At 44.7% G+C, this 25,963-nt stretch carries 22 protein-coding genes; 18 read left to right on the forward strand and 4 right to left on the reverse strand.

The features are described from left to right. Positions 1-35: 35 nt before the first annotated feature. The 11 genes from mraY (at position 36) to ABIB39_RS08865 (ending at position 12,916) form a co-directional block, all read left to right on the forward strand. A complete protein-coding gene (mraY, locus tag ABIB39_RS08815) occupies positions 36-1,277 on the forward strand; it encodes a phospho-N-acetylmuramoyl-pentapeptide-transferase (protein WP_354429133.1) in 1,242 nt (413 codons plus the stop codon). A 43-nt stretch (positions 1,278-1,320) separates the two neighbouring features. Then, a complete protein-coding gene (gene murD, locus ABIB39_RS08820; RefSeq protein ID WP_354429134.1) occupies positions 1,321-2,712 on the forward strand; it encodes a UDP-N-acetylmuramoyl-L-alanine--D-glutamate ligase in 1,392 nt (463 codons plus the stop codon). 57 nt (positions 2,713-2,769) lie between these two features. After that, the gene (locus ABIB39_RS08825) at positions 2,770-3,111 is read left to right on the forward strand and encodes a four helix bundle protein (protein ID WP_354429136.1); all 342 of its coding nucleotides are present in this window, start codon (positions 2,770-2,772) and stop codon (positions 3,109-3,111) included. Positions 3,112-3,165: 54 nt separating this feature from the next. Then, entirely contained in the window at positions 3,166-4,311 is a 1,146-nt protein-coding gene (locus ABIB39_RS08830; RefSeq protein ID WP_354429138.1) for an FtsW/RodA/SpoVE family cell cycle protein, read from the forward strand. A gap of 82 nt (positions 4,312-4,393) precedes the next feature. Then, complete coding sequence (murG, locus tag ABIB39_RS08835; protein WP_354430113.1) at positions 4,394-5,536, forward strand: undecaprenyldiphospho-muramoylpentapeptide beta-N-acetylglucosaminyltransferase; 1,143 nt, start codon at positions 4,394-4,396, stop codon at positions 5,534-5,536. A gap of 54 nt (positions 5,537-5,590) precedes the next feature. Beyond that, on the forward strand, positions 5,591-6,946 hold the full coding sequence (gene murC / locus ABIB39_RS08840; protein ID WP_354429139.1) for a UDP-N-acetylmuramate--L-alanine ligase: 1,356 nt from the start codon (positions 5,591-5,593) through the stop codon (positions 6,944-6,946). Beyond that, complete coding sequence (locus tag ABIB39_RS08845) at positions 6,939-7,862, forward strand: cell division protein FtsQ/DivIB (RefSeq protein ID WP_354429141.1); 924 nt, start codon at positions 6,939-6,941, stop codon at positions 7,860-7,862. The genes murC and ABIB39_RS08845 overlap by 8 nt, the downstream gene beginning before the upstream one ends. Before the next feature lie 4 nt (positions 7,863-7,866). Next, positions 7,867-9,216, forward strand: coding sequence for a cell division protein FtsA (gene ftsA / locus ABIB39_RS08850; RefSeq protein WP_354429142.1), 1,350 nt, complete (start codon positions 7,867-7,869; stop codon positions 9,214-9,216). 213 nt (positions 9,217-9,429) lie between these two features. After that, complete coding sequence (ftsZ, locus tag ABIB39_RS08855) at positions 9,430-11,031, forward strand: cell division protein FtsZ (RefSeq protein ID WP_354429144.1); 1,602 nt, start codon at positions 9,430-9,432, stop codon at positions 11,029-11,031. Positions 11,032-11,149: 118 nt separating this feature from the next. Beyond that, positions 11,150-12,385 carry an aminotransferase class I/II-fold pyridoxal phosphate-dependent enzyme gene (locus ABIB39_RS08860; protein ID WP_354429146.1) on the forward strand — a complete coding sequence of 412 codons (1,236 nt, stop codon included), beginning with the start codon at positions 11,150-11,152 and terminating at the stop codon, positions 12,383-12,385. 354 nt (positions 12,386-12,739) lie between these two features. Then, positions 12,740-12,916: a BF3379 family histone-like protein gene (locus tag ABIB39_RS08865; protein ID WP_354429148.1), complete on the forward strand. Its 177-nt coding sequence runs from the start codon at positions 12,740-12,742 to the stop codon at positions 12,914-12,916. Between the two features lie 183 nt (positions 12,917-13,099). Here the strand turns inward: ABIB39_RS08865 and dapA are convergent, their stop codons facing one another. Together dapA and ABIB39_RS08875 are read right to left on the reverse strand one after the other, a co-directional pair. Then, complete coding sequence (gene dapA / locus ABIB39_RS08870) at positions 13,100-13,978, reverse strand: 4-hydroxy-tetrahydrodipicolinate synthase (protein ID WP_354429150.1); 879 nt, start codon at positions 13,976-13,978, stop codon at positions 13,100-13,102. 321 nt (positions 13,979-14,299) lie between these two features. Next, entirely contained in the window at positions 14,300-16,138 is a 1,839-nt protein-coding gene (locus ABIB39_RS08875; protein WP_354429152.1) for a UbiD family decarboxylase, read from the reverse strand. A gap of 60 nt (positions 16,139-16,198) precedes the next feature. Here ABIB39_RS08875 and ABIB39_RS08880 point away from each other — a divergent pair, with 60 nt between their 5' ends. From ABIB39_RS08880 to dctA, 3 genes are all read left to right on the forward strand, one after another. Then, the gene (locus ABIB39_RS08880; protein WP_354429154.1) at positions 16,199-16,651 is read left to right on the forward strand and encodes a DoxX family protein; all 453 of its coding nucleotides are present in this window, start codon (positions 16,199-16,201) and stop codon (positions 16,649-16,651) included. Between the two features lie 95 nt (positions 16,652-16,746). Beyond that, on the forward strand, positions 16,747-17,586 hold the full coding sequence (locus ABIB39_RS08885; RefSeq protein WP_354429156.1) for a sulfite exporter TauE/SafE family protein: 840 nt from the start codon (positions 16,747-16,749) through the stop codon (positions 17,584-17,586). Positions 17,587-17,683: 97 nt separating this feature from the next. Beyond that, positions 17,684-18,931: a C4-dicarboxylate transporter DctA gene (gene dctA, locus ABIB39_RS08890; RefSeq protein ID WP_354429158.1), complete on the forward strand. Its 1,248-nt coding sequence runs from the start codon at positions 17,684-17,686 to the stop codon at positions 18,929-18,931. 1 nt (position 18,932) lies between these two features. Here dctA and ABIB39_RS08895 read toward each other — a convergent pair whose 3' ends face one another. Together ABIB39_RS08895 and ABIB39_RS08900 are read right to left on the reverse strand one after the other, a co-directional pair. Next, positions 18,933-19,706, reverse strand: a complete 774-nt coding sequence (locus tag ABIB39_RS08895; protein ID WP_354429160.1) for a carboxypeptidase-like regulatory domain-containing protein — start codon at positions 19,704-19,706, stop codon at positions 18,933-18,935. Between the two features lie 134 nt (positions 19,707-19,840). Next, entirely contained in the window at positions 19,841-20,842 is a 1,002-nt protein-coding gene (locus tag ABIB39_RS08900) for a hypothetical protein (RefSeq protein WP_354429163.1), read from the reverse strand. Positions 20,843-21,067: 225 nt separating this feature from the next. Between ABIB39_RS08900 and sucD the strand changes: the two genes are divergently transcribed. From sucD to ABIB39_RS08920, 4 genes are all read left to right on the forward strand, one after another. Beyond that, positions 21,068-21,946 (forward strand): succinate--CoA ligase subunit alpha, encoded by an 879-nt coding sequence (gene sucD / locus ABIB39_RS08905; RefSeq protein WP_354429165.1) that lies wholly within the window; start codon positions 21,068-21,070, stop codon positions 21,944-21,946. Between the two features lie 188 nt (positions 21,947-22,134). Beyond that, a complete protein-coding gene (locus ABIB39_RS08910; protein ID WP_354429167.1) occupies positions 22,135-23,655 on the forward strand; it encodes a serine hydrolase domain-containing protein in 1,521 nt (506 codons plus the stop codon). Positions 23,656-23,910: 255 nt separating this feature from the next. After that, positions 23,911-24,285 carry a methionine-R-sulfoxide reductase gene (locus ABIB39_RS08915; RefSeq protein ID WP_354429168.1) on the forward strand — a complete coding sequence of 125 codons (375 nt, stop codon included), beginning with the start codon at positions 23,911-23,913 and terminating at the stop codon, positions 24,283-24,285. A 675-nt stretch (positions 24,286-24,960) separates the two neighbouring features. Further along, entirely contained in the window at positions 24,961-25,935 is a 975-nt protein-coding gene (locus ABIB39_RS08920) for a ribonucleoside-diphosphate reductase small subunit (RefSeq protein WP_354429170.1), read from the forward strand. The last annotated feature ends 28 nt before the right edge of the window (positions 25,936-25,963 follow it).

A 25,963-nucleotide genomic window follows, 5' to 3' on the forward strand; every position in this document is an offset into this window, starting at 1 on the left:
CTGCACACTTGCATATCTGCATTTAAGCGAAGCGTATGCTATATTATCTGTTCAATTACCTAAGTAAAAATTACAGCATCCCGGGGATTGGTGTATTCCAGTACATCACGTTCCGGATGGCTATGGCGGTAATTGTATCGTTATTGGTGACTACAGTTTACGGTCGCCGGTTGATAGATTACCTGCGTTTTAAACAGGTAGGCGAAACTGTGCGTAACCTTGGATTAGAAGGCCAGATGCAAAAATCGGGGACACCAACAATGGGTGGTATCATCATTATCCTTGGCATCCTGATCCCTACTTTATTATTTGCCAAAATTGATAACATCTACATCATTATGATGCTGGTTACCACCATTTGGCTGGGTGCCATAGGTTTCCTGGACGATTATATTAAAGTATTTAAAAAGAACAAAGAAGGCCTTGCGGGCAAGTTTAAAATAACAGGCCAGGTTGGTTTGGCGCTCATCATCGGGTGGACGATGTATTTCCATACCAACATCACCATCAGGCAGGAAGTTAAGCTGCCGGTGAAGTATGATGTACCGGTTGATTTTCATATGCGTGGCGATAAACAGGTTTTAACCCAGGATATAAAGTCTACCAAAACCACCATGCCGTTCTACAAGAACAACGAGTTCGACTACGCCAAGGTATTAAAATTTATAGGGCCGGGTTACGAGCATTATGCCTTGTTGGTATTTATGCTTTTTGTGATCGTTATTATCACCTCGGTGTCAAACGGTGCAAACATTACTGATGGTATCGATGGCCTGGCAACAGGCACCTCGGCTATAATTGGGTTGACGTTAGCCATATTGGCCTATGTATCCGGTAATACATTTTTTGCCGACTACCTGAACATCATGTACATCCCCAACTCTGGCGAACTTGTAATTTTTGCCGGTGCGTTTGTTGGTGCTTGTGTGGGCTTCTTGTGGTACAACTCGTACCCGGCGCAGGTATTTATGGGCGATACAGGCAGTTTGGCCATCGGTGGTATTATAGCTGTGTTCGCTATCATCATCCGTAAAGAATTACTGGTGCCGGTACTATGTGGCGTATTCCTGGTAGAGAACCTATCGGTAATAATGCAGGTGGGCTGGTTTAAATACACCAAAAAACGTTTTGGCGAAGGCCGCAGGATCTTCCTGATGGCGCCGCTGCACCACCACTATCAAAAGAAAGGTTTCCACGAATCCAAGATCGTAACCCGGTTCTGGATCATCTGCATCTTCCTGGCTATAATAACGGTGATAACATTGAAATTAAGATAAGAGAATCAAGAAATAAGAATCAAGAAATAAGACAAAAGCAATAGTGACCGGGAACAAAAATATATCAACTCCATCAGCTCCCTCTCCTTCGGAGAGGGCCGGGGAGAGGCTATGTATTCTTGGCGCCGGCGAAAGCGGCGTTGGGGCGGCATACCTGGCTTTGCAGCAGGGTTATGATGTTTTTGTATCGGATTTTGGTGCCATAGCAACGCATTACAAACAGCAGTTGAAAGACTGGAATATAAATTTTGAAGAGAACGGCCATACCGAAGCGGAGATACTATCTGCTGCCGAAGTGGTTAAAAGCCCCGGCATCCCGGATAAGGCGCCAATGGTGAGAAAACTGTTGGAGAACAACATCCCGGTGATATCCGAGATTGAGTTTGCCGGCCGCTACACAGATGCTAAAATGATATGCATAACAGGCTCTAACGGTAAAACAACTACCGCCAGCCTTACTTATCATATCCTTAAAAATGGCGGTTTAAATGTAGGCCTTGCGGGCAACATCGGTAAAAGCTTTGCCTACCAGGTAGCTACCGAAAAGTACGATTACTACGTGCTGGAGATAAGCAGCTTTATGCTGGATAGCATGTACAAGTTCAGGGCGGATATAGCGGTGTTGCTGAACATCACCCCTGACCACCTTGACCGTTACGATTACAAGTTGGAGAATTACGCGGCATCCAAATTCAGGATAACGCAGAACCAAACCGGCCACCACCATTTTATTTACTGCGCGGATGATGCAGAAACAAAAAAGGTAATGGAAGGCAAACTGATACCGGCAAAACAACTGCCTTTTTCAATAGAAGATAAAATTGAAGCGGGAGCATATCTCGACGACGATAACCTAATTATAAACGTACACCAAGAACATTTTCAAATGTCAATAAACGAACTGGCCCTGCAGGGTAAGCACAACATCTACAATTCAATGGCATCTGGTATTGTTGCCAAAGTGCTTGAGCTGCGCAACGAAACGATGAGAGAGAGCATGGGCAATTTCCGGAACATTGAGCATAGATTGGAGTCGATAGGTAAAATATCAGGCATCAGTTTCGTTAATGACTCCAAGGCTACCAACGTAAACTCTACCTGGTACGCGCTGGAGAGCATGAGTAGTGATGTGGTATTGATATTAGGCGGTGTTGATAAAGGCAACGATTACAGCATGCTTAAATCGTTGGTTAAGCAAAAGGTGAAAGCCATTGTATGCTTGGGTAAAGACAATAAGCGCATCCACGATGCCTTTGAAGATGATGTAGAAATCATAGTAAACACCATGTCGGCAGCCGAAGCAGCACAGGTAGCGTACCACCTGGCAACCAAAGGAGATACGGTATTGTTATCACCCGCCTGCGCAAGTTTCGACCTGTTTAAAAATTACGAAGACAGGGGACAGCAGTTTAAAGACGCGGTAAAGGAACTGTAGAGATGTGCAGATGTGCGGATATGCAGATGTGCAAATGAAAGGTAAATAGAACGATGAATGAATGACAAACCCAATTTAATAGTTGACTTAACCTTCAGTTTTTCTTTGAAGATTATCGAGTTTACAGAATTACTCGAATCGAAAAAGAAATTCAATATGGCTAATCAGTTATTCAGAAGCGGCACGTCAATAGGAGCCAATGTTAGGGAAGCGCAAGGAGCGCAAAGCAAGATCGATTTTAGGCATAAATGTAAAATTGCGTATAAAGAAGCAGAGGAAACGGAGTACTGGCTATTGCTTTATAAGCATGCGGAAAGTTACCCGTTTGAAGAAGAAATGTATAAAGAGATACAATCAATATTAAAAGTGTTAGGTAAGATAATATCGTCAACCCATTAAATAATTAATAATCTGCACATCTGCACATTTGCATATCTGCACATTTAAATAAATATGAATCAAATACTCAGTAACGTAAAAGGGGACCGCTGGATATGGCTTATCGTCATTGTGTTGTCTGTACTGTCATTGCTGGCTGTGTATAGCTCTACGGGTACCATCGCTTATAAAAACCATAAAGGTGCAGAGTCGTACCTGTTGAAGCATACTTTAATGATAGTAGGCGGTATTGCGCTGATGTATTTTTCGCATTTGTTAGATTACCGTTATTACGCCGGGATCTCTAAAATACTGATGGTGGTAACCATCCCTTTATTGTTGTACACACTGATATTTGGTAGCCACGTTAACGATGCAAGCCGTTGGATAGCTATCCCTGGCACAGGCTTAACATTCCAAACATCCGATTTGGCCAAGCTGGCTTTAATAACCTTTTTGGCGCGTACACTATCGCGCAAGCAGGAAAACATTAAGGACGTTAAAAACTCATTCCTGCCTATTATGGGCTCGGTGTGTGTGGTGTTTATATTGATCGCGCTGGCTAACCTTTCTACAGCGTTGATGCTGTTTGGGGTGAGTATCTTATTGCTGATTATTGGCCGTATCAGCATCAAGCAAATAAGTGTGGTTTGTTTGGCAGGCGCCGTATTGCTTGCAGGGGTAATGTTATTAGGCCCGCGCCGTACAACCTATATGTCGCGGATCCATGCCTTTATGCACCCGGAGCTGGCAAACCCCGATAAGTCGTTCCAGTCAGATCACTCTAAGATAGCCATAGCTACCGGCGGTGTGTTTGGCAAGGGGCCCGGCAACAGTACCGAGCGTAATTACCTGCCGCATCCGTACTCGGATTTTATTTATGCAACCATTGTTGAAGAATATGGTTTAGTAGGTGGGTTTATGCTGGTAGGCATCTATTTGTTCTTATTATATCGATGCATCAAAATTGTAACTAAAGCACCAAAAGCGTTCGGGGCATTACTGGCCGCGGGGTTAAGCTTTAGTTTAACCATACAGGCATTTGCAAATATGGCGGTTGCTGTAGGTTTAGGCCCGGTAACCGGGGTGCCGCTACCATTGGTGAGTATGGGTGGTACATCCATTTTATTTACAAGTGTGGCCTTTGGTATTATCCTATCGGTAAGCAGGGATATAGACGAACCGAAGAAGGTTGTTGTAGGAGAGATAAGTATAGCTTAAGCCCCCCGGCCCCCTGAAGGGGGAGCAGGATTATTATAAAGAAAAAAAATAAATTTATAGAGTGGCATCAGATAATAAAAATATTGCAAATCAAAAGCTCCCCCTTCAGGGGGCGGGGGGGGCTGCGCCACGAATTATCATAAGCGGCGGCGGTACTGGGGGGCATATCTTCCCGGCTATTGCTATAGCCAATGCTTTGAAAAAGCTTGACCCAGAAACGGAGATCTTATTTGTTGGCGCCAGCGGCCGTATGGAGATGGAAAAAGTACCGGCGGCTGGTTATAAAATTATTGGGTTAGATATCCAGGGCATCCAGCGTAAATCAATTTGGAAGAATGTGATGTTCCCGATCAAACTGCTCAAAAGCGTGCGCAGGGCTATCCGGATCATTAAAGATTTTAAGCCTGATGCCGCTGTAGGTGTGGGTGGTTATGCATCCGGTCCGTTGTTGTACGCCGCATCGTTAAAGGGCATCCCAACGCTCATCCAGGAGCAAAATTCGTATGCCGGTATCACCAACAAATGGTTGGGTGCCAAGGCAAAAAAGATCTGTGTGGCATTTGATGGGATGGAGAAGTTTTTCCCGTTCGATAAGATCATCAAAACAGGCAACCCTATCCGCAAGGAGTCGGTAAATATTGCCGGTAAACATATGCAGGCGCTGGAGCTTTATAAGCTGTCATCGTTCAAAAAAACAATACTGATAACCGGGGGCAGCCTTGGCGCACGTACGTTGAATAATAGCATACTGGCAGGCATCGATAAAATAATTGCTGCCGATGTGCAGGTGATCTGGCAAACAGGCAAGTTTTACCATAAAACCATTATGGAACAATTAGGGCCAAATAAGCACCCGGATATTTGCGTGGTAGAGTTCTTGAACCGTATGGACCTGGCTTATGCCGCTGCGGATGTAGTGATATCGCGCGCCGGTGCCGGTACCATAGCCGAGCTTTGTGTGATCAAAAAACCGGTGATACTGGTGCCATCGCCAAACGTGGCCGAAGACCACCAGACCAAAAACGCGCTGGCATTGGTAGAGGAAAACGCTGCCTTATTTGTGGCCGACCGCGATGCCGAAGCAAAATTAGTAGATAAGACGCTTGCACTTTTAAATGATAAAGATTTACAAAAAACATTAAGCAATAACATTGGCAAACTGGCCCTGCCCAAAGCTGATGAAGTTATTGCGAAAGAAGTTATCCAAATAACAATCAACAATTAAATGGCTAATCTCCCCAAAAACGATTGGGGAGATAGCCTTTTTTAAAAAAGACAAATGGAATTAAACAACATAAAAAGAGTTTACCTGGTAGGTATAGGCGGCATAGGCATGAGCGGCCTTGCGCGCTATTTCCACCATTTAGGCTGTGTTGTTTGCGGGTACGATAAAACCCACACGCCACTTACAGATGACCTGCATAACGAGGGTATCTATGTGGTGTTTGAGGACAGGCAGGACTGGATTCCGATGAGTTTCCAAAACATTGACGAGGGTACATTAATAATTTATACCCCGGCTATCCCGAAAGATTCGGAGATCCTTAATTATTTTAAAAGAAAAGGGTTCGATCTGCAGAAGCGTTCGCAGGTGTTGGGAATCATCAGCAAAAGCATGTACACAATTGCAGTGGCTGGTACACATGGTAAAACAACCACATCGTGCATGATAGCGCATATCCTGAAGGATTCGGGTAAAGATTGCTCGGCTTTTTTGGGTGGCGTATCATCCAATTACCAAACCAATGTGCTGTATGGTGCCAATAATATTGTAGTGGTAGAGGCTGATGAATACGACCGTTCGTTCCTGACCCTGCACCCTGATATTGCCATCATCACCTCGATGGATGCCGATCACCTGGACATCTACGGCGATCACGCACAGTTAGAGCAATCGTTTAAGCTTTTTGCTTCGCAGGTAAAACAGGGTGGCACATTAATATACCATAAAGGCTTGCCATTGGGCGAGGGGGTAACCTACGCCATGAATGCCGAGGCGCAGGCCATGGCAACCAATGTGCGGATAGAAGAAGGTAACTTCTACTTTGATTTTAACGATGGCAAAACCAGCATCCCCAATATTAAAATGGGTATTGCCGGTTTACATAATATAGAAAATGCTACGGCGGCTATTGAGGCTGCATTGCATGTGGAGGTTTCTGCGGATGCTATCCACGAAGCGTTGGGCTCGTTCAAAGGCGTTAAACGCAGGTTTGAATACATTGTGAAGAACGACAGGCATATTTACATTGATGATTACGCGCACCACCCCGAGGAATTGAGGGCCGCCATCACATCAGTGAAACGCTTATATCCGGATAAGAAACTAACGGTAATGTTTCAGCCGCACCTGTTTACCCGCACCCGCGACTTTGCCGATGGCTTTGCCGAGGTGTTGGATATGGCTGATGAATTATTGTTGTTAGATATTTACCCGGCGCGCGAGCTGCCAATAGAAGGTGTGGATAGCGAAATGATCCTAAACAGGATGAAAATGTTGAATAAACGCAAATGTGGAAAACAAGAAAGCGTTGATATTGTGGCGTTTGAAAAACCTGAGTTACTTTTAACGGTGGGCGCAGGCGATATCGACACGTTAGTTTTACCCTTAAAACAAGTATTGGAAAATGTTTAAGAAACGCATATGGAAACCGCTGCTTATTGGTTTTGGCTGGCTTGTTAGCCTGGCCGGCCTGGTGGTGCTTATGAGTTTCATAGAGATCAAAAAAAATGAACTGGTTTGCAAAAAGGTAAATGTGTACATCCCGGGCAACCAATATTTTCTGGATAGGCAAGAGGTGGATAACATCCTGCAAACCACCAGCAATTCGCTTATTGGCCGCAGGTTAGAGAACATAGATATTCACCGCCTCGAAAACAAATTGAAGCACAATCCCTTTGTTGAGTTTGCCACGGTTTATGTAGATATGGATGGGGTGATACAGGTAGAGGTAAGCCAGCGCCAGCCTATCCTGCGTATGATGAACCGGTTCGACCAGGACTTTTACGTGGATATGCACGGTTTAAAAATGCCGCTGTCGCAAAACTTTACAGCAAGGGTACTGGCCGTTAATGGGTATATCGACGAGCTGTTTGCCAACAAGGTAGATTCGTTACGTACGCCGCTGGCTAAAGAGATCTTTAAAACGGCCGATTTTATCCGTAAAGATTCGCTTTGGGATGCGCAGATAGCACAGCTGTACATCAATCAGGACCATGAGATTGAATTGGTGCCGCGTGTAGGCAACCAGCGCATATTGCTGGGCAATGCCGATTCGCTTGCTACCAAATTTGCCAACTTAAAAGTATTTTACAAGCAGGCTTTACCTTTGGTTGGGTGGGATGCTTATAAACTGATCAACATTAAATATATAAACCAGGTAATAGGGGTAAGGAACGAAACCTTGATCGATTCGCTAAAACACCGCAAACAGTTTATGGCCGATTCGGCAAAGACGGCAACTATCAAGGCATTTAAGGATTCGACAGGAACGGGCGATGATATCCCGGTATTACAAAATAACAAAGAGAAGATATCTATTAAAAACTAATTATATGGACAAAAGTTCAACACAAGAAAAAAGTTCGCCAATTGTAGTAGGCCTTGATATAGGAACCACTAAAATTTGCGCGATAGTTGGCCGCAGAAGCAAAAACGGCAAGATAGAGGTATTAGGTATTGGCAAGGCCGAGTCGGCAGGGGTAACGCGCGGGATGGTATCAAACATCGATAAAACCGTGCAGGGTATCACCGCCGCGGTTGAAATTGCAGGTACGCAGTCAAATGTCGAGATCAGGATAGTTAACGTAGGGATAGCCGGCCAGCATATAAAAAGTTTGCAGCACCGTGGTTTAATTACCCGTAAGGATTTGAGCTCGGAAATAAGCCGCAAAGATATTGACAAGCTGGTTGAGGATATGTACAACCTGGTAATGCCCCCGGGCGAGGAGATCATCCACGTATTGCCGCAGGAATTTACGGTAGACAATGAGCCGGGCGTAAAAGACCCGATAGGTATGGCAGGTGTGCGTTTAGAAGCCAACTTCCATATTATATCCGGCCAGGTAACCGCCATTAAAAATATTGTTAAGTGTGTGAACAAAGCCCAGCTGGAAAGCCAGGAATTGATATTGGAGCCTTTAGCATCGTCAGAATCTGTGTTGAGTGACGAGGAAAAAGAAGCCGGTGTAGTTTTAGTAGATATAGGCGGTGGTACTACAGATGTGGCCATATTCCATGAAGGCATCATCCGCCATACCGCGGTTATCCCGTTTGGTGGTAACAGCGTAACCGAAGATATCCGCGAGGGTTGTTCGGTAATGCGCAACATTGCAGAGCAATTGAAAGTAAGGTTTGGTTCGGCATTAGCAGAAGAGAACAAAGAAAACGAGATAGTTTGCGTACCGGGCTTGCGCGGCCGCGAACCCAAAGAGATCTCGGTTAAAAACCTTGCCTTTGTTATCCAGGCCCGTATGGAAGAAATTGTAGAACATGTGTACTACGAGATAAAATCATCCGGCTACGAAAAGAAACTGATAGCGGGTATTGTAGTAACGGGTGGTGGTGCGCAACTGAAGCACTTAACCCAGCTTATTGAATACGTAACAGGTTTAGATTGCCGCGTGGGTTACCCTAACGAGCATTTGGCTAAGAACGAGTTTTTACCAAAAAACATCTACGAAGACCTGCAAAGCCCGACTTTTGCAACAGGTATAGGCCTGCTTATAAAAGGGATCCAGAAAATGGAGTACAACGGTGTTAAAGAGGTGCCTGCCGCGGCAGCCATCAAAGCCGAAAAAACTAAATATACCGACGACAGGAAGTTTGGCCTATTAGGTAAGATCCTGGAATCGGGCAAAAAATTTATTAAAGACGATATTAAGGACGAAGACTTTTTGAAATAGGGAAGCCCCCTCTAAATCTCCCCCGATAGGGGAGACTTAATTAAAGCCATCCCCTTCGGGGAGGGTTTGGGTGGGGCTGCTGCTTATTTATTCACATCCATAAACTTATCCACATTATACACATTTGTGGATAAACCTTGTGGAAAAAGTCATAATATTACAATAAGAAAATCTATCTATTCACCAGAATATACATAGCTGAAAATAAGGATTATGCAGTTTGAGATGTTAAAGGAAAAGTCGTCAATCATCAAAGTAATTGGTGTTGGCGGTGGCGGCGGTAACGCAGTAAACCATATGTACAGGCAAGGGATCACCGGTGTTGATTTCATTATTTGTAATACCGATGCCCAGGCGCTCGAGCTGAGCCCTATCCCCAACAAGGTACAGTTAGGTGCAAGCCTAACCGAAGGTATGGGTGCAGGTTCGATACCAGAAGTTGGTAAAAACTCTGCCATCGAAAACATCGACGATATTAAGCAAATGCTTGGTTCAAACACCAAAATGCTGTTCATTACAGCAGGTATGGGTGGTGGTACCGGTACAGGCGCAAGCCCTATCATTGCCAAAGCAGCCCGCGAAATGGATATCCTTACCGTAGGTATCATCACTACCCCGTTCTCGTTTGAGGGCAAACGCCGTAAAATGCAGGCCGATGCGGGTATGGAAGAGCTGAAAAAATATGTAGATTCTTTCCTGGTGATCTCTAATGACAGGTTGCGCCAGATCTTTGGTAACTTAACCATGAGCTCGGCTTTTGGCCAGGCCGATGATATTTTAACAACTGCCGCTAAAGGTATTGCCGAGATCATCACACTGCCGGGTTACATAAATGTGGATTTTAAGGATGTGCGCACCGTAATGAAAGACAGTGGCGTATCTATAATGGGTAGCTGCACTGCCGAGGGCGAAAATCGCGCTTTAAAAGCTGTGGAAGGTGCTTTATCATCTCCACTATTAAAAGATAACGAAATTGAAGGTGCACGTTACATCTTGTTAAATATAAGTTCGGGCCTTAAAGAGGTTACCATGGATGAGGTAAGCGTAATTACCGATTACATACAGGAAGAAGCCGGTTTAGCTGCCGACCTGATATGGGGTAACTGTGTGGACGAAAACCTTGGCGAAAAATTATCTGTTACCATTATCGCTACAGGTTTCCAAACCAAAGACGAGCGCGAGAAAGAAAACAGTAATAAAAAAGTAGTATCGATGCTGGTGCCCGAGAGCGAGCCATTGGTAAAACCGGTGAATGAGTTTATCACCCCGGTTAAAGCTGATGCCGAAATGGATGCTAACCCATACATAAAGCTTAAGGACGAGCCAAAACAAACCGGTTTATTTGACCTGTTTGCCCGTGCCGAAGAGCAGGATGCAGCAGATAACGGTATCATCAAATACGACCTTAACGAAGAAACACCTGCCGCTGCCGAAGAGAATGAAGTATCTGAATTTACCTTTAAAGTGACGGAAACGGTAATGAACTTTGAGCCTGTTGTTGCCCAGGTACAAGCGCCTGAGCCTGAACCGGAAGTTGTTAATGCCGACGAAAATAAAACAGACGAATCTATAGAAGAGCAGTTACGCAAATCGCGCGAGCGCATTATGCGTTTGAAAGACCTGAGCATGAAGCTGCGTAACGGTAACATCCAGGAACTGGAAAACATCCCTGCATATAAACGTAAAGAGATCGCTTTACAGCAAACCCCTGCCAGCGACGAAAGCCAGATATCAAGGTTCTCATTATTGCCGGATAGCGATGGCAAAACAGAGATCAGGAACAACAACTCGTTCCTGCACGATAACGTTGACTAATTGATCTAAACCCAAATATGAAGCCCCTCGCAACAATGCAGGGGCTTTTTTGTTATAGGTTTAAAACGCGGATAGTATTTATATTTGCAAAAATTTACACTCAGCAAAACATTCAAAATTGGACCTGTTTAAAAAGATAAACAAAAGCATGGGCGGCCCCATCGGGCAGCACCAAAAGTGGTCGCACGGTTACTTCTCCTTCCCTCGTCTGGAGGGTGAGATCGGTCCCCATATGATATTCAATGGCAAAAAACAGTTGGTTTGGAGCCTTAACAATTATCTTGGTTTAGCAAACCACCCCGAAGTGCGCCAGGCCGACGCGCAGGCCGCTGCCGATTATGGCATGGCATACCCAATGGGCGCCAGGATGATGTCTGGTAATACCAAACACCATGAAGAACTGGAAGATAGCCTTGCCGGATTTGTAGGCAAAGAGGCGGCTTTCCTGCTTAATTATGGCTACCAGGGTATGGTATCTATTATAGATGCACTTGTGGACCGTAAAGATGTAATCGTTTACGACGCCGAGTCGCACGCCTGTATCATTGATGGTGTACGCCTGCATATGGGTAAACGCTTTGTGTACCAGCATAACGATATCGATAGCTTTGAGAAACAACTGCAACATGCGCAGCGCATGGTAGAACAAACCGGCGGAGGCATCCTGGTGATAACCGAAGGCGTTTTTGGCATGTCGGGCGCGCAGGGCAAACTCAAAGAGATCATCCAACTTAAGGAAAAATATACCTTCCGATTGTTGGTTGACGATGCACACGGCTTCGGCACTATGGGGCTTAAAGGCTCGGGCACACACGAGGCTCAGGATTGTGTTGACGGGGTGGATCTTTACTTCGGCACCTTTGCTAAATCAATGGCAGGGATAGGCGCGTTTATAGCGGCCGATAACGGAATCATCAATTACCTGCGATATAACATGCGGTCGCAAACCTATGCCAAAGCATTACCTATGCCGATGGTGATTGGGTTGAAGAAACGATTTGAAATTTTAAAATCTAACCCGCAACTCCGCGAAAAACTTTGGACTATTGCCCGCGCGCTTCAGAACGGGTTAGTTGAGCAAGGCTTTGATATTGGCGTAACCAACAGCATGGTTACCCCTGTATTCCTGAAAGGCGACCTGACCGAGGCAACAAGCTTAACTATGGAACTGCGCGAGAAACACGGCATATTCTGTTCTATTGTAGTGTACCCGGTTATCCCTAAGGGCTTAATTATGCTAAGGCTGATACCAACAGCGTTACATACCATTGAAGACGTACAGCAAACGCTGGATGCATTTAAGGCGGTATCAACCAAACTAATGGAAGGGCATTATAAAATGGCCGCGGCATAGCAACATTTGTAGCAGTATTATTAAAAAGCCCCGCAAATATTTGCAGGGCTTTTTGTTTGGAGCCCAAATATCTGATTAGTACGGTTTTAATAATAAAAAAGTGGAATTGTTAAACGATAAATAAAATTATCGCCACTTATGCAATAAATCCATAACAATATGGTTGTTGGGTTGAAATTGGAGAATTTAACGGTTAGTAAATTAAACCGGTTTTTTGATTGTTTAGGCGCATAATGTGGAAAAAAACCACTTTAAAGGCACTATTTTTATATTGCAAAAGTTTTTTATTATTAAAAAACACATTAGATTAGCTTTTACAAAACAATAAACCTCAAAAATTAAAGGAGAGTCACAATGAAAAAATTTACTGAAGTAAAAGAGCTGGTTGCATCACTTGAAGCTGATGCCGACAAATTTTATAACAAAGGTAACAGCGCTGCTGGTACCCGTGTGCGCAAAGGCATGCAAGACCTAAAAAACTTGGCGCAATCTATCCGTCTTGAAGTTCAGGATTCGAAAAATAAAGCGTAATTAAATAGTCGAAAGGTTATTTTACTTTAAATAAAAATCCGGGTAGCTGTTGGCTATCCGGATTTTTTATTACCCCTTTGTCATGCTGAGCGATAGCGAAGCATCTACTCGCCGCCATGCAATCGGCCTTGCACTGTTCTACAATAGATCCTTCACTATCGTTCAGGATGACAAATGGTGTTTTTATTTGACAATCTTTAACTGTTCCTTTATCTTCGCTTCCGTATCGGAGCCAACATTTACCAATGGTAAACGTAAAGTATCGCCACAAACGCCTAAAGCTTTCAGTGCAGATTTGACGCCAGCCGGGCTGCCTTCGGCAAACATCAGGCGGGTAAACTCTATTATGCTGTAGTGCGAAGGGTATGCGCCCTTAAAATCTCCGGCAAGGCATTTTCTGATCATGTTACTAAACTGCCTTGGCAACGCGTTGCCCACAACAGAGATTACACCAACACCACCCATCGCGATCATTTGCAGGCTAATGGGATCATCGCCTGATATCACCAAAAAGTCCTCGGGCTTATCGCGGAACAGATGGTTCAGTAACTCAAAATTACCGGATGCCTCTTTAATGCCGATGATGTTCTTAAAATCGGTAGCGAGCCTAACGGTAGTTTCGGCGCTAACGGTGCTGCCTGTACGGCTTGGTACGTTGTATAAAATTATCGGCAAGGGGGTAGCTTCGGCAATTGCTTTGTAATGCTGGTAAATCCCTTCCTGCGTTGGTTTATTATAATGCGGGCTTGCCGATAGTATGGCATCGTAGCCTGTGGTATCAAAAACTTTAATTTCTGCAACGGTTTCAAGGGTGTTGTTACCTGCAATACCTGCAACTAACAACACACGTTTATTCACGGCTTTGGCAGTAAAGGCGAAGACCTGCTTCTTCTCTTCTTTACTCAATGTGGCGCTCTCGCCGGTTGTACCAAGTGACACCAGGTATTCTACCCCGCCGTCGATCAGGTGGTCTATCAGCTTTTGTAAAGCATCATAGTCTACCTGTCCATCTGCCTGAAAAGGAGTGATCATCGCAACTCCTGTCCCGTGAAATTTGTTCATGTGCTCGAAATGTTATATGGCCGCTAAGATAGTAAAATGTGCAGATGTGCGGATATGCAGATATGCGGATGTGCAGATAATTTTGACTGATTCAATAACGGCGCAACGTAAATGATCAGTTAAAACGTTATTTACCAGTATACATAAAGGTTTAAAGTTCTTGTTATCAGATAGATACGGTCGTTAGCTGCGCGTTACAAAATCGAAATCGCTGATTATAAGGTAGATACGCGTGTTCACGGGGCGCACATGGCCGTGAACGTGAACACGTTGGTGTTACAAAGGCCGTTTTTAGGATGATTTAGGTCGCGCTTTCTTCCCTTATATCAACCCGTGCAGCACTCCACCTTTTTCGCCCATCTTATCTACCAGTTTCTCAACTTCCGGGTCGCGTTCTAATACTGGGGCGTGGTGTGGTTTTATGCGGGCATCAATAATGAGCGGGCCGTTGCAGCCCCAATGCTTATGTTCGGTAAAGCTGTTGATGCCGTAAATGTCGTGGCTTGGGTTGCTGCGGGTAAAGGTTACCCATACAAAGTTATTAAGGGTTTGCGCGGTAAAAGCTGCATCATCACACAAAACCATTAGTGGTAAGCCACTTAATTCGGCCTCTGCTAAATGTTCCTGCAAAATCTCCAGCATTAAAGGCATATCGCTGGTGCGGATGTTTTTTGGGACTTCTACAGCCAATACACCCGGCATCACCATTTTGTAGTTCACAAATGGGCGGGGAAGGGTAAAGGTAGCCGGTAATTCGTTCCAAAGTTCGCGTTTAATATCGCCGGCTACGGTAATAGCAACTTTGCTGCCGCTGTTTAGGCCGTCGCCGCTGTAATCGAGGGTATCTATGGTGGTACGGGTATGAAAATGCAAGTCGCGGGTAAGGTCTATGCGTTGCAAAATATGTTTCAGGAATGCGCCGATATCGTTAACATCCAGGCTTGGGTTATCTTCCTTAGCGGCAATGAAAAGGTATTTAGCCAGGCTCAACTGCCCTTTACCAAGGATATGGTTGGCAATAGTGATGATCTCTTGCGGGTAACGCTCTTTAACATAAGGCGTGTAGCGCTCGCTGCCAATGGCGAACAAAAGCGGGTGCACACCTGCCGCGTCAACAGCATTTACAGCATGCAGGCCGGGGATCTCTTTTGGTATCGCGCTGCCGGTTATCTCGTGGATCAGGGCGCCAAAACTGGTATCTTCCTGCGGCGGGCGGCCAACTACCGTAAACGACCATATCGCATCCTTTTTATGATAAACGTTGTGCACTTTCATCAGCGGGAAGGGATGCGCCAAACTATAGTATCCCAGGTGGTCGCCAAAAGGGCCCTCGGGTTTATTCTCCATCGGCATCACGGTGCCGGTTATCACAAAGTCTGCATCCGCAGAAATACAGAACCCCTCGTCATCATAAAAATAACGGAACCTGCGGTTACCCAAAGCACCGCCAAAGGTCATTTCGCTTAAACCTTCGGGTAATGGCATCACCGCTGCAACCGGGTGCGCCGGCGGGCCGCCTACAAAAATGCTCACCTTAAGCGGCTGGCCTTTTGCATTGGCCTTGGTTTGGTGCACGCCAATACCGCGGTGCAGCTGGTAGTGCAGGCCAATTTCTTTATCCTGCAAGTAATCGTTCCCACCCAGTTGGATGCGGTACATCCCCAGGTTGGCGTTCATAATGCCGGGCATATCGGCATCCTCGGTGTAAACCTGTGGCATAGTTACAAACGGGCCGCCATCTTTAGGCCAGTTCACTATTTGCGGTAACTCGCTTACCAATGTTTTGCCGAAGCTTATCGGGGCGTCCTTGCGCACTTTCATGGGCAGGGCCGATAGTGCGGTTAAGGCAGTATTTGCATATTTAAAAGGATTTTTTATGGCCTTTATTGGGTCGTTTTTAATATCCACCAGGGTCTTGATCTTATCTAGCGTATCCCTGAAAATAAACCGCGACCTATCCAGCGTACCAAACAAATTTGATACCGCCGGGAACTTGCTGCCTTTTACATTCTCGAACAATATTGCAGGGCCCCCGTGCTCAAAAACACGGAGGTGTATGGCAGCCATTTGCAGGTAAGGGTCAACCTCTTCCTTAATGCGGATGAGGTGGCCGTTTTTTTCAAGATCGGTAATGCAAGCCTGTAAACTTTTGTAACCCATATTTGCTATTTAAAACCCAAAGATATTACACATTTTATTGTTTTTTGCGATATTGAGGTCATGAAACCGCTTATCGTATTACTGGCCGTGTTTGGTGTGAGTTCGTTGGCAACATTTATTGCCGGCCACCCGCCCGATTATTATTTCTGCGGCAGGCTGGCCATGGGTGTGATGCTCATCTTCGCGGCCACAGCCCACTTTAAATTTACCAGCGGTATGATGCTGATGGTGCCCACGTTCATCCCCTATAAAAAGGCGGTGGTACACGTCACCGGTTATATCGAGATCCTGGCTGCTATAGGGATGCTCGTCAAAAACGTGCGCGAACCTGTAGCATGGTTTGTGATATTCTTTTTAGTGATGTTGTTGCCTGCCAATATCCACGCGGCGAAAAACGAAGTAAACCTGGAGAAACCGGATGCCTGCGGAAACGGCTTAAACTACCTTTGGTTCAGGATCCCGCTGCAAATATTTTTTATTGCCTGGGTGTACTTCTTCGGGGTGATGCATTAAGTATCCGGCCAAGAAAAGTTAGACGATAGATTTACTTCCTTTTTTTCATTAAAAAAGTTATATTACTTTTACGGTTCAAACCAATTGATGGCCGTATGTCGGTACTTATTTTTACTATAATTATTCTTGTTGGGGCGTATTTTGCGGGCTTGCTGGGGTCACTTACCGGGCTTGGTGGCGGCGTTGTAATCATCCCTTTGCTTACGCTTGTATTAGGCGTTGATATCCATTACGCTATCGGTGCTTCGTTGGTATCGGTTATAGCAACGTCATCGGGCTCGGCAGCAGCGTATGTAAAAGAAGGTATCACAAACATACGGCTTGGTATGTTTTTGGAAATAGCCACAACAATTGGGGCTTTGGCAGGCGCGTTAATAGCAGTTTATATCCCTGTGCAGTATATCGCTGTATTGTTTGGGGTGATCTTGATCTTCTCGGCTATAATGTCGTTACGTAAAAAGGCAGAGAATATCCTTACCGAACCAACCTACCTTGCAGCAAAACTAAAACTTTATGGTAGCTACCCGGATGGTAATGGCGGACAGATCAATTATGGTGTAACCCGTGTAAGCGGCGGTTTTTTCATGATGCTTTTTGCGGGGATCATCTCCGGTTTATTGGGCATTGGCTCGGGTGCGTTAAAAGTGCTGGCAATGGATACTATTATGCGCATCCCTTTTAAAGTATCAACTACCACCAGTAATTTTATGATAGGGGTAACGGCGGCAGCAAGCGCGGTAGTTTACCTGCAACGTGGTTACATTGATCCCGGTATTGCCATGCCGGTGGTAATAGGCGTCCTCTTCGGCGCCATGACGGGTTCCAAGATCCTCGTCCATACCAAATCATCGCGGTGGTTGCGTTGGGTATTTGCTATTGTGGTAACCTTTTTAGCCAGCCAGATGATTTACAACGGGTTGAATGGAAAGATATAATTTTGTGAGTGGTGAGTAGAGGGTGGTAAGTAGTTTTTGATTTTTATCGTTTATATTGCAACCACACTCCAATAAACTACCCATTATTCAACAACCCATGAAACGCCTGTTTAGCAACCTCACCTTCCAGGTTATTATCGCCATTATTTTAGGGGTTTTAGTGGGTTTATATGTTAAAGATTTTGCGCCAACGGCACAGATGATCAGCAAGATCTTCATCAGCCTGATAACAATGCTGATAGCGCCCATCATTTTCTTTACGATTGTGTTGGGAATTGCCGGCATGAGCGATATGAAAAAGGTTGGCCGCGTAGGCGGTAAAGCTTTGCTCTATTTCGAACTGGTGACCTCGCTGGCGCTCATTATAGGTGTAGCTGTTGCCAATATTATTAAGCCTGGTGCCAATTTCATAAATAACCACGTTAAGGTTGATACCGCCAAACTTGCCGCTTATGAAAAGGCCGGCAACGAAATGAAATGGGGCGATTTCATCACCCACATTGTACCATCCAACGCGTTCGAAGCTTTTGCCAAAGGCGATATTCTGCAAATCCTTTTCTTTGCCATACTTTTTGGTTTCGGTTTAAGCCGGATGGGCGAGATGGGGCAATCTATCATCACCACATTTGATAAACTCTCTAAAGTGTTCTTCAACATCATGAAGATAGTGATGAAGGTAGCACCGCTCGGCGCCTTCGGTGGCATGGCTTATACCATAAGCACCTATGGGCTGGCGACGCTTAAACCTTTGGCTTTGCTAATGGGTTCGGTGTACCTCACCATGTTCCTGTTCATTTTTGTGGTGCTCAATATCATTTGTTACCTATATAAATTTAGCCTGTGGCAATATCTGAAGCATATCAAAGAGGAGATCCTAATCGTGTTGGGTACATCTTCGTCAGAATCGGCCCTGCCGGGGATGATGGAAAAGCTGGAAAAGTTCGGCTGTTCAAAATCGGTAGTGGGTTTGGTGATCCCCGCGGGATATTCCTTTAACCTGGATGGTACAACCATTTACTTGTCTATGTCGGTGATATTTTTAGCCCAGGTTTTTAAGATAAATCTTTCTATCGCGCAGCAGCTAAGTATTATCGGTATCCTTATGATCACCTCTAAAGGCGCGGCAGGGGTAACCGGTAGCGGTTTCATTGTGCTCACATCTACCTTAGCGGCCATCAAAATAATCCCCGTTGAGGGGGTGGCTATTCTATTAGGTGTAGACCGTTTTATGAGCGAAGCCCGCGCCATCACCAATGTAATAGGCAACGGGGTGGCAACTATTATTGTAGCGAAAAGTGAGGGGGAGTTTGAAACGCCAACTCCTGAAGGGAGAGTTTTTGAATAGCTTAATCGCTATTGTTTGTCGTATCCACCTTAAAATCCGGCTTTGTAATTTTCGCGGTTACGGCTTTACTGTTAAATTTCTGTAGGCAATCTTTAATGTATAGCACCATATTATAGTCGGTCATTACATCAATTTGGGCAGGGGTGGGGCGGTATTCGGTGATGAAATCATTTAATGTGTCGCCCCGCAGGTTGGTAACACGGCCAACTAAAGCCTTGTTAAAACGTTGCGCGGTATGGTCCTCGCGTTCGTAACGCAGCATGTTTTGTTGCAGTTTGTAGGCGTTGGTATTCTTTTTATTCGCCGCTTTAAATAACGACAGCAGATCTACGGTTGCCCAGGCAAAAGGCACATTAACAGCAGTTGGGTGCACCACTTCAACAAAACTTGGGCCTTTAAAAGCAAACTCTTTGGCAAACTGCTTGCGGTTGTTCACGCTATCGCGGACGAAGTTGCGTTTAGCCACAATGGCTACTTCGTTCAGCCGGATAGACGCTGTTTCCAGCTCTATCAGCTTTAAATTTCCGCTCCAGGGACTGATAATTTTGGTGTAGGGTTTGTACCCCATGGTTTTGATACGCAGGGTATCGGTTACTTTAGAAATGCGAAGAACAAACGCGCCCTGCTCGTTGGTAATAGTATTTGAAGTTGTTGCCGAAACGATTATATACTCGATAGGCTTGCGGGTCTTTTTATCGATAACAAAACCTGTAACTGTTTGGGCGTGGGCGTTAAAGCACAAGCAAACAAATAGCACAAATAGTAAATACCTCATATCCGATGCAGCTATATGATAAAGATAGTTCTTATGATAGGTATTAAGTGCTGATTAACAAAAATTTAACATTAGCAGATTAATAAAAAAACTGCAGCAAAATTACTGCAGTTTGTTTATGCTTTATCCGCTGCTTAATTGCAAACGATCTTCAGTTTTTTGGTATAGTCGGGGTCAAGCGGCTCGTTAGTTTGTGCAAGGCGTTGGGCGCCTACATTAGCGGGGCAGGCAATGCCGTTTGGTGCATCGTAAATTAAACCCGGTTTGGTACTTACCAACTCCTGCGGTACAAAGATCTGTACCCTGGTAATGGAATACCCACTCGGGAAATAACGGATGTAATAACCATCGGGGTGTAACGACCACGTGCCAGATGGTACATCAGGGTCTGGTTGCGAGGCAATGCCAGCCAGTACCGCGTATTTCTCCATTTCCTCGTAAGATGAATTCCCCGATGCCGCCAGCCTGCGGATGTTGTTTTCGGCTTCAAAAATGCTTTGTATGGCAGATGGTAACTGCCCTTTGGCTTTATCCATAAGGCTTGCCGGCAATACACCAAGCGCGCCGCCTTCCAGCATAAGCAGTTCCTGCGGGGATAGTAATGTATTTGCAGTCAGTTTAATATCGGTACCCATGTCTACAAAACGGGTGCGGGCAATAATAGCCCATAATAATACCTGTATATCGTGCTGTTTAACGTTGGGGTGCAGTTCGGCATGTTTTAAAATCAGTATCACCACGTTACTTTTAGGGCCTAACACGGGTGCAAGCATGTAGCCATCGCCTTTACTTGGTCCGCGTGTGCCCGCATGCAAGCAGTAGCTTTTGTTGGTCATTTCAAAAAAGCCGGCGCAAAGTTTAAAACCACCGCCCGGTGCTTTTGGTAACAAGTATAATGGCTGGGGTTGCTGCCCGTCTAAATAAGAAGGCGGCCTGGAGCCTGTTTTGTTTACATCTTTAAAACTGGTAGTAATGGCCTGTGGCTGCTTTAAAATTTTGTTGAGCCCGCCGCCAGATACCATGTCGGTACCCTTATCAAGTAGTTTTTTTCCGAGTTCGCCAAATTGCGCATGAGCGGTTGTGGTAAAAAGTAGGGTCGTAAAGATGGTAAGGATCAGTAGGTTGTGTTTTTTCATGAGGTAGATAGGTGTGTTAGTTGAGGCTAAATTAACTAAAAAGATATTAAAGCAATATTATGCTTAAGATTTATTGCTGTTGTCTGTTAAACAGCCACCATAACCGATAGATAACTTAAAAGTAATTTTTTGGTGGAATTTGATTTTGTTAACATCGACAGATAAAATATAATTTGACTTTAAGGGCAATAACTTTAGATTTGCCATACAAAAACTAAAAAGCCGATGAGCGTTCTCGTAAACAAAGATTCTAAAGTTATAGTACAGGGTTTTACCGGTAAAGAAGGTAGCTACCATGCCGAGCAAATGATTGCTTATGGCACCCAGCTTGTGGGTGGTGTTACACCGGGTAAAGGTGGCCAAAGCCATTTAGACAGGCCTGTTTTTAACACCGTTAAAGACGCGGTTGATAAAACAGGTGCCGATGTATCTATTATTTTTGTTCCGCCTGCTTTTGGTGCAGATGCCATTATGGAAGCCGCCGAAGCCGGTATTAAAGTTATTGTATGTATCACCGAAGGTATCCCTACAAAGGATATGATAGCGGTTAAAGAATATTTGACTGATAAAGATAGCCGCCTTATTGGTCCTAACTGCCCGGGCGTTATCACTGCCGACGAAAGCAAAATTGGTATTATGCCGGGCTTTATTTTCAAAAAAGGCCATGTTGGTGTGGTTTCAAAATCGGGTACGCTTACTTACGAGGCGGTTGACCAGGTTGTTAAAGCCGGTTTAGGTATAACTACCGCTATTGGTATTGGTGGAGACCCAATTATTGGCACCCCAACCAAAGAGGCTGTTGAGTTATTAATGAATGACCCTGATACACATGGTATTATCATGATAGGTGAGATTGGTGGTGGTATGGAAGCAGAAGCCGCCCTTTGGATCAAAGAGAATGGTACAAAACCGGTTGTTGGTTTTATCGCCGGTCAGACTGCACCTCCGGGCCGCCGTATGGGCCACGCGGGTGCAATTGTTGGCGGTGCCGATGATACAGCTGCCGCCAAAATGAAGATCATGCGTGAGTGTGGGATCCGGGTAGTAGAATCTCCTGCCGAAATTGGCGCTGCCATGGCGGAGGAGTTAGCGAAATTGAAATAAGAGATTCAGGATTGTTAGAATCAAGAATCAAGAGATAAAAGAAAATCCCGGTCATATTTGGCCGGGATTTTTTGTTTAAGCTAACTATATCATTGCCGGAAATAAAGCGCTATAGCCCAGCGAAATGGATGGATTTGTTCTAAAAATTCTTAAATTCGATAAATTAAGGTTCAGATAAATTACCCGCCATGAAAAAATACCTAACCCTTTTCCTTTTCATATCAACGACATCCTTCGCCCAGTACAAACCTGCTACATTTACCCACCCTGACAGGATGAAAAAGATAGAGGCGACCTTCCCCGTTATAGATAAGTTGTATAAACAGTATGCGGAAGAGAACCACTGGCCCGGGATGGCTTACGGTATTATGGTTGATGGAAAGCTGGTGCACACGGGTAACACCGGGTACACAGATTTAGACAATAAAACTCGGGTTACGTCAAAGTCAGATTTCAGGATAGCATCCATGACAAAGAGTTTAACCGCCATGGCGATCCTAAAACTGCGCGACGCGGGTAAACTAAAACTGGATGATGACGCGTCGCTCTACATCCCCGAGATGAAGAACAATAAGTATCTTACTAAAGATGCCACGCCTATAACCATTCGTCATTTGCTTACCCATTCGGCAGGCTTTCCGGAAGATAACCCATGGGGCGACCGCCAACTGGCTGTTAGCGATGAAGAACTGCTAAACATCTACCGCAAAGGGGTGACATTTTCCAATAATCCCGGTAACGGTTACGAGTACAGCAATCTTGGTTTTGCAACGCTTGGCTACATCATTAAAAAAGTATCGGGCAAAACTTATGAGCAATACATCACCGATAATATTTTAACTCCACTGGGCATGACCCATACCTACTGGGAATATACAAAAGTACCAAAAGAGCAACTTGCCCACGGTTACCGCTGGCTGGATGATAAATGGGTAGAGCAGCCGCTACTGCACGATGGTGCCTACGGCGCGATGGGCGGGTTGATAACCACTATAGAAGATTTTAACAAGTACTTGGCGGTACACCAAAACGCCTGGCCTGCAAGGGACGATGCTGAAACGAGCCCGGTAAAGCGCAGCTCTATCCGCGAGATGCAATACCCCTGGGATGTTAGCTCTTTAAATGCCAATGCCAAAACTACCACTGGCAGGCTTTGCCCCGCGGTATCGGCATATGCGTACGGTTTGGGCTGGACGAAGGACTGCGATAACCACATTTTTATTGGGCATACGGGGGGCTTACCCGGCTTCGGCAGTAACTGGAGCATCCTGCCCGAATATGGTGTCGGGGTGATGTGCTTTGCCAATTTAACTTATGCCAACGCAGGACGGGCAAACAGGATAGCTTTAGATACTTTGCTGGCCCTATCTAAAATTGAACCACGCCAGCTACCCGCGTCAAATATCCTTACCCAACGCCGCGACGAAATGGTAAAACTGTTACCAAACTGGAGCGATGCAAAGGCGGGAGGAATTTTTGCCGATAATTTTTTCATGGATTATTTCCCCGATAAGCTAAAAGCTGAAGCAACCGACGCCTATACCAGAGCCGGTAAGATCATTAGCGTTGGTGAGGTTGTTCCCGACAATAACCTGCGCGGTTATTTCATCATAAAAGGCGAGAAGGGTAACATTAAAGTGAGCTTTACCTTAACGCCAGAGAACCCTGCCTTGATACAGGAGTATCATATAGGGTATGTGAAGCCCTAAAGGAGGAACTAAAATGCTGATAAATTTCTGTTAAGCTGAACGATAGGGAAGTATTTGATCGTTAACTTACATATTCGCGAACAGATCTTTCATTAATCCGGATGACAATTCCTGCTTGGTCAACCCCACGTAAACATCCATCCCACAAACAAAAACTGCCCTCAAATTGTCGTATATTTATGTAAACCAAAGGACGATTAAGTTATATTCTTAATTTGAGAAATCTTTCTTAATCATTTAATCATAACCAATAACATGGCATATAATCAATTAACACCAGAAGAAGAATATATCATATTGCACAAAGGTACCGAGCGCCCGTTTACCGGCGCTTTGCTGGATAACAAGGCCGAGGGCGTTTACGTTTGCAAGCGTTGCGATACCCCGCTATACACTTCCGAATCCAAATTTGAATCGCATTGTGGCTGGCCAAGTTTTGACGACGAGATAGCCGGCGCCGTAAAATGGGAAACCGATGCTGATGGCCGCCGTACCGAAATACTTTGCGCTAATTGCGGTGCTCACCTGGGTCATGTTTTCCAGGGCGAATACCTTACGCCAAAAAATACAAGGCATTGCGTTAACTCGGTTTCCATGAAATTTGTTCCGGTTGACGAATTGAAAAAATAAGTCAGCATGACAGGTTTGCCGGGCAGCTAAAATTTAAATCCCTGTCAAGTTTTGGCTGGGATTTTTTCTTTTTCCACATGTTGTTTTGTTAAATAAACAGTCACTCAATGTTAACTTTTCGGCGCGGATAAATGGCGTTTTTGAGGGCTTTTACCTTAGGTATTCCTTTGATTTTTAGGGCTGTTAACAACGTGTTTATATCCTGCAAGGGTTATCCGTTTTTTATTTTCCGATTATCAATTTAACGCTTTAACGGGTGGTAACAGCTTGTTTTTTAACCCATTGATTTTTTTGTCATCCCATAATAATATTGTGTTATCAAAATATATTGTGGACAACTTATAGGGGATGTTAAAAACTTAGACTAACATACAAAGGCCTGTTACCCTATCTTTGAATTAGAAGTTCTTTTAACGCTATTAATGTTGTCGGTAGTTCTATCGAAACAGAAAAAACAGACCATGATAAAACATGGGCTAATGTGCAACTAAAAATAGTTTAGAAACGATTAGTGAGGGTGTAAGAGTGAGTAGAATAAATGCGAAAAAGCAATTTTTTCGCCGTTTAGTGAAATACTCGCATGGTACACCTATCTGCTGTCGGTTCGGTACAAAAGCAAGGGATAGTGTTAACAGGGTTAAAGAATTAATACATAATATATAGGAACCGTTTGATATGGCAGAGGAAACAGAATTACTATTAAAGGAAAACAAAGACCGCTTTGTGATCCTCCCAATAAAATACCCCGCTATTTGGGAAATGTATAAAAAAGCCGAAGCCAGCTTTTGGACAGCCGAAGAGATCGACCTGTCTGACGATATGAAACACTGGGAAGCCCTTAACGATGGTGAGCGCCATTTTATCTCGCACATTTTGGCTTTCTTCGCGGCAAGTGACGGTATCGTTAACGAGAACCTGGCTATCAATTTCATGAGCGAGGTGCAGTTACCCGAGGCGCGTTGTTTCTACGGTTTTCAGATCATGATGGAGAATATCCACTCAGAAACTTATGCGTTATTAATTGACACCTATATAAAAGACCCGGCCGAAAAAGACCGCCTTTTCCACGCTATAGATACCGTACCATGTGTAGGTAAAAAAGCGGAATGGGCACTGCGCTGGATCAATAACGGCAGCTTTGCCGAGCGTTTGGTAGCATTCGCGGCGGTAGAGGGCATCTTCTTTAGCGGTAGTTTCTGCTCTATCTTTTGGTTAAAAAAACGTGGCTTAATGCCCGGCTTAACTTTCAGTAATGAGTTGATTTCCCGTGACGAGGGTTCGCACTGCGAGTTTGCTTGTATGCTTTACAAAATGCTGGATACAAAACTATCTACAGAAGCGGTAACCAAAATTATAAGGGACGCGGTAGAGATAGAAAAAGAATTTGTGAACGATGCATTACCGGTAAGCCTGATTGGCATGAACGCCAAACTGATGAGCCAGTACATCGAGTTTGTAGCCGACAGGTGGTTAGACGAATTGGGTTACCCTAAAGTTTACGGTGTATCGTGCCCGTTTGATTTTATGGAAATGATAAGCCTGCAAGGCAAAACCAACTTTTTTGAAAAACGCGTCGGCGATTACCAAAAAAGCGGCGTAATGAACAGCACTGCAGAAAGCAAGGCATTCTCGTTAGATGAGGATTTTTAGGTAGAGATTAGAAGTTAGTGTCCCGATA

This window comes from Mucilaginibacter sp. UYP27 (genome assembly GCF_040547175.1).
Taxonomy (GTDB): Bacteria; Bacteroidota; Bacteroidia; order Sphingobacteriales; family Sphingobacteriaceae; genus Mucilaginibacter.